We start from the raw sequence: 5,165 nt of genomic DNA, 5'->3' as shown, positions 1-5,165 counted from the left end.
CCGCCTAGTGCTAGGTATGCACAGGGGAATAGCAGTATTCCAGACCAGCCGATGAATACGAACCGATCGCGCTTGAGCCAGTCATCGAGGACATCAAACCATCCTCTTTCTGCTGGGGCACGTCCGACTGCTATGGTCATTGCCCAAATCTCCGAATAGTTTATGAGTACAGGTTTTTAATTCTAGTTTCGCTCCACTGTTTCCAGTTTGGCTAAGACAGAGAATTGTAAATAACGTAATAAGAGTTTACGTTTCTTTACTGTCTTCTCATTATAGGTGCAAGTTTTGATTTTTTCATCCCCACCGCTGAATTCTCATAAACTAGAAGTGTGTAGCACAGTTAATGAAAATCTCGAAATACCTAATGTTCACTATTGACTTGACTTTAAAGAACACTCCTTTCCCTTATTCAGTGCAACGGAAAGAGGAATCAGACGCGATCGCTCTGTACAATCAAATTCTGGACGCTATGCGTTCCGGCGATCCGTCAATTCTGGAACTAACCTGCGAAAAGCAAACAGAGAAAAAAATAGCGATTCTTACCAGTGCAATCCTAGCTGTGCAATTGTCTCAGAAGTCAAGTACTGCTGCTGCTGGCAGACCACCGGGCTTCTTAATGATGGCTGGAGAATAAGAATTTAGTTTTAAGTGGTGATGACATGACTGAATCTGCCATTAAAGTGCGAGATCTCTGCTTTAGCTGGCCTAAAGGTGAATCCGTGTTCAAATCCTGCTCTTTGGATGTACCTAAAGGACAATTTTGGATGCTTTTGGGTACTAATGGCAGTGGTAAGTCAACTTTGCTGAGATTGCTGGCTGGGTTACTAACTCCCTCATCGGGCGAAGTTCAAATTTCCCAGCCTGTAGGCTTCGTTTTCCAAAATCCAGATCATCAGTTAGTCATGCCTACTGTTGGGGCAGATGTGGCTTTTGGACTAGTGGCGGAAAATCTTCCCCAAAGGCAAGTGCGTCAGCGAGTAGAAGAAGCTTTGGCGGCTGTAAATTTATGGTCGTTGCAGCGACGACCAATTTATGCTTTGAGTGGTGGGCAAAAACAGCGGGTGGCGATCGCAGGTGCGATCGCTCGTCGTTGCGAAGTCTTACTATTAGATGAACCTACCGCTCTTTTAGATCCTGACAGTCAGTTAGACCTAGTAAAACAAGTGCAACGTTTAGTTAAATCTCAAGGCATTACGGCGCTTTGGGTAACTCACCGTTTAGATGAGTTAAATTACTGCGACGGTGCTTTTTTGCTGGAAAAAGGTCAACTTGTCGATCGGGGAGATCCCGATCGTTTAAAACAACGCCTAATGCAGGTAGAAGGCATTAGTTCCTAGTGCTGGGGTGCTGGGAAGCGAAAAGAAAATCGCCAATCCAAAATTGGAAATCTAAAATTTCCCAGTCCCCAGTACCTAGTCCCCAGTACCCAATCCCCTGACCCAAATGCAAATTTTGATTATTAATAAGATTATGAATTACTATCAGAGATGTTAAGTTTAGAAAAATTTTGCGTTGAAAAATGACACCACCTTCGCCGTCAGCATTTTTGCTAGTGGACGGCTACAATATCATAGGATCTTGGCAAAAATTGCTTACTTTGCGCGATCGCAAAGGGTTAGAGGCCGCCCGTGAAGAATTGATCCAACTTCTCGTTAACTACACAGCCTATCAAGGCTATCACACTCAGATCGTATTTGATGCCCATTATCGTGCAACACCAGGGAATGCAGAAGCAATTACCGAAAATTTATCTGTTCAGTTCACAGATTTTGGGCAAACAGCAGACACCTATATCGAAAAAGCTTGTGCTACCCTGCGTTATGAGTTGCAGAAGTTTCAGCGAAGGTTGATTGTAGCAACATCAGACAGAGCACAGCAACTAACTATTATCGGATACGGCGCAGAATGGATGTCTGCACAGAAACTAGTGCAGGAAGTCGAATTTACTTACCTTCGGGTGCGTCGGAAACAAAAATCTAAAAATCAATCCCCTAGCCGTTTCCTCTTCAGTTCCCTAGATCCAGAAGCTCAAAAGCGCCTCGCCCAAATGCGTTTCGGGCTCAAGTGATCGAGAATTTTCAGAAATTTAGAAAAAGTCCTTGACAACCCCTGTCGATTCGGCTAGTATTATTAATCGTGGCTCGAAAGAGCAAACACGCAAACATTCCTCGGTAGCTCAGTGGTAGAGCGGTCGGCTGTAAGAAACAGATGTAATTAGTTTACACTAAGTTGCATTTTCTAGCAGCCCTATCCGGCGACGGATAGTGGAAAATCGGGTGAATTCAAGGAAACCGCAGCACTTCGGGTGGCGGCAACCCTGATCCAAGTCTGGTGAAAGGCAGTGATTTTCACAGGTAGCCAGAAAGGAGCAGAGACTACGGATGAGGAGCCTAACCAATAAGTCCGACAGCGCCCGACATCCCAAGTGGATGATGAGATAGTCCACCCCCAACGGAAACGTAGGGATAAGTGTAACCGATTGGTCGTAGGTTCGAATCCTACCCGGGGAGTTTTCCAAAGGATGAAGTATGAGAGATCGAGTTTCTGACTTTAAACTTTCAACTTCTGATTTTGCTAAGTTTTGGTTACTAGAACCAGATGTCACTTTTTTGAATCATGGTTCTTTTGGGGCTTGTCCGATACCTGTGTTAGAGGCGCAACAGCAGTTTCGCCAGCAGTTAGAACGACAACCGTTAAAATTTTATCGTGAGTTTGAAGCGTTATTAGATGCAGCCAAAAATCAGTTAGGTGAGTTTGTGGGTGCAGATGCTTCAGATTTGGTGTTTGTTCCCAATGCGACGACGGGGATAAATGCGGTTTTGCGTTCTTTGTCTTTTCGTCCGGGAGATGAGTTACTGACGACTAGCCAAGAGTATAATGCTTGTCGGAATGTGTTGAACTTTGTCGCCGAAAAGACGGGGGCGAAGGTAGTCGTTGCGGAAGTACCTTTTCCGATAGATGGGCCAGAACAGGTAATTGAGGCGGTGATAGAATGTGTTTCACCTCAGACAAAGCTGGCACTTTTAGATCATATTACCAGTCAAACGGGTTTAATTTTTCCAATTCGGGAGTTGGTTAAAGAGTTAAAGGAGAGGGGAATTGATACCTTGGTGGATGGCGCTCATGCACCGGGAATGGTAAATTTAAATTTGCGGGAAATTGGGGCAACTTATTATACGGGGAATTGTCACAAGTGGTTGTGTGCGCCTAAAGGTGCGGCTTTTTTGTATGTGAGGCGCGATCGACAGTTTTTAATTCGTCCGATGACTATTAGCCACGGTGCTAACTCTTATCGTACTGATAAATCACGATTTCAGTTAGAGTTTGATTGGATGGGAACAGATGATCCAAGTGCTTATTTGTGTGTACCAGAAGCGATTAAGTTTATGGGTTCTTTGTTACCTGGTGGATGGTCGGAGTTAAGGGCGAGAAATCGGGCTATGGTGTTGGAAGCTAGGAAGTTGCTTTCTGAGGTTTTGGATGTTGCGCCGCCTTGTCCAGAGGAAATGATTGGGGCGTTGGCGGTGGTGTGTTTACCAGATGATGTTAGTGAGTTTGAGAAGACGAGAACTATACCTCCGATTCAAGATATGTTATGGTCAAGGTTTAAAATTGAAGTACCTGTGATTTATTGGCCTGGGTATCCTAAACAGTTGTTAAGAGTTTCGGCGCAGATTTATAACAAAACTGAAGATTATGAACATTTAGCAGAAGTGCTGCCAGAATTGTTTAAGGAGTATGATGCTATTTAGTTAGTTGGTAACTTTTTGTTTTTGTACTGCTGCGGTCTTCCATACTAGAGATAATATGAAATCTGGATCGCCTTCTAATCCATTTTATGCCGGATCGATGATTTCCGATCCGCGGTTTTTTGTCGGACGTAAAGCGGAACTGGATGCAATTACGACGAGGATGACTGGTTCGCCGCCTGTGAGTGTTAATGTGGTGGGAAAGGGTCGAATGGGTAGGTCGTCGCTGTTGTATCACTTTTGTCAGACTTACGAACAAAGGGTACAAAATCCGCAACGTTATGTGGTGGCTTATTTTAATTTAGCGAATCCGCTGTTTCATCGGGAAGAGGGGTTTTATTTGACTATCGCTAGAGAGTTGTATAATTTGCCGAAGGTGCGATCGCAAAAAGTTTTAACTAAACCTTTCCATGTGAAAAACTTTGAACGCCATACTTTTTCGGTGGTGTTGGGAGAGTGGAAAAGACAGGGGGTTTTACCTGTACTTTGCTTAGATGAATTTGAAGCTTTGTTCCATCATCCGAAAGAGTTTAATGATGGATTTTTTGATAATTTGTCTTTTTTGCTGAATAGTAATATTTTAATGTTGGCGATCGCTTCCCACAGAAAGTTAAATTATTACCAACATCGTTACAAGTTAACTTCTAAGTTTTTTCAATTGGGTGATGTAATTAAGTTGGGAGACTTAACCGAAGAAGAAGCTAGGGAGTTGGTGAGTTTACCTGTAAGTTTAGGTGGTGAAGCTGCTTTAACTTTAGAAGCACAACGCCTTGCTAGACAATGGGGTGAAAATCATCCTTTGTTGTTGCAGTTAGCGAGTAGTTTGTTGTGGGAAGCTCATCAGCAACATTTAGATGTTCAATGGGCTAAGGAAAAGTTTATCCAAAAATCTCGTGGTATACCGAGAAATGGATTTAACTGGAAGTTTTGGCCTTTTAGGAGCTAATTGCTGGTTAATCTGGGAAATTTGCCCAGTCTTCCCAACGTGCTTGGTCAACCTCTTGACTGGAAAGCCTTTGTCCTTCGGAAGGGGGTGTCCAAGCGGGTGGTTGTGGCTGGTTCCAAGCGGGTGGTTGCGGCGCGTTAGTTTGATTATTTCCGACTTCGCGTTCAATACTCATCGCCATTTGCTGAATTAAACGCACCTTGTCTAGGGTGGAAAGCTGCAATGCTTGGTTCAAAACGTCCTGAAAGTTCATGTGCGATCCCAGATTACTGGCCTGCATTGTAACATTTTTGCAACAATTGGGGACTAGGGATTGGGGATTGGGGATTGGGGTTCGTTAACTGCTCCTAAAATTTTACCTAAACCTTTCTAGACCTACTCAAAAGATGTGCTAAACTGCCATTATGAGTAAGCTAACCAGATCGGAAGCAGCAAAAATCAAAGGGGTGTCAGTTTCCACGTTGAGAAGG

The 5,165-nt window shown here is 43.8% G+C and carries 6 protein-coding genes and 2 pseudogenes; 6 read left to right on the top strand and 2 right to left on the bottom strand.

The genetic code is table 11. The features are described 5' to 3' along the window. Nucleotides 1–140: pseudogene (locus tag ACE1B6_RS06015) on the bottom strand (photosystem II D2 protein (photosystem q(a) protein)); the annotation flags it as partial. Nucleotides 141–364: 224 nt separating this feature from the next. Here ACE1B6_RS06015 and ACE1B6_RS06010 point away from each other — a divergent pair. The 5 genes from ACE1B6_RS06010 (at nt 365) to ACE1B6_RS05990 (ending at nt 4,695) form a co-directional block, all read left to right on the top strand. Continuing rightward, on the top strand, nt 365–634 hold the full coding sequence (locus ACE1B6_RS06010) for a hypothetical protein (RefSeq protein WP_413256340.1): 270 nt from the start codon (nt 365–367) through the stop codon (nt 632–634). Between the two features lie 25 nt (nt 635–659). Further along, entirely contained in the window at nt 660–1,337 is a 678-nt protein-coding gene (locus ACE1B6_RS06005) for an energy-coupling factor ABC transporter ATP-binding protein (RefSeq protein ID WP_413256339.1), read from the top strand. A gap of 182 nt (nt 1,338–1,519) precedes the next feature. Next, on the top strand, nt 1,520–2,068 hold the full coding sequence (locus tag ACE1B6_RS06000) for an NYN domain-containing protein (protein WP_413256338.1): 549 nt from the start codon (nt 1,520–1,522) through the stop codon (nt 2,066–2,068). A 460-nt stretch (nt 2,069–2,528) separates the two neighbouring features. Beyond that, the gene (locus ACE1B6_RS05995) at nt 2,529–3,752 is read left to right on the top strand and encodes an aminotransferase class V-fold PLP-dependent enzyme (RefSeq protein WP_413256337.1); all 1,224 of its coding nucleotides are present in this window, start codon (nt 2,529–2,531) and stop codon (nt 3,750–3,752) included. 55 nt (nt 3,753–3,807) lie between these two features. Beyond that, nucleotides 3,808–4,695 (top strand): nSTAND1 domain-containing NTPase, encoded by an 888-nt coding sequence (locus ACE1B6_RS05990; RefSeq protein ID WP_413256336.1) that lies wholly within the window; start codon nt 3,808–3,810, stop codon nt 4,693–4,695. A 7-nt stretch (nt 4,696–4,702) separates the two neighbouring features. On the opposite strand, the gene ACE1B6_RS05985 is transcribed toward ACE1B6_RS05990, so the two are convergent. After that, nucleotides 4,703–4,975, bottom strand: a complete 273-nt coding sequence (locus tag ACE1B6_RS05985; RefSeq protein ID WP_413256335.1) for a hypothetical protein — start codon at nt 4,973–4,975, stop codon at nt 4,703–4,705. Nucleotides 4,976–5,099: 124 nt separating this feature from the next. On the opposite strand from ACE1B6_RS05985, the pseudogene ACE1B6_RS30040 reads away from it, so the two are divergent. Then, nucleotides 5,100–5,165, top strand: a pseudogene (locus ACE1B6_RS30040) (IS607 family transposase); the annotation flags it as partial.

Origin of the sequence: Floridaenema fluviatile BLCC-F154 (genome assembly GCF_041929135.1) — a bacterium.
Taxonomy (GTDB): Bacteria; Cyanobacteriota; Cyanobacteriia; order Cyanobacteriales; family Aerosakkonemataceae; genus Floridanema; species Floridanema fluviatile.
This window is presented reverse-complemented; position numbering and strand designations above follow the sequence as displayed.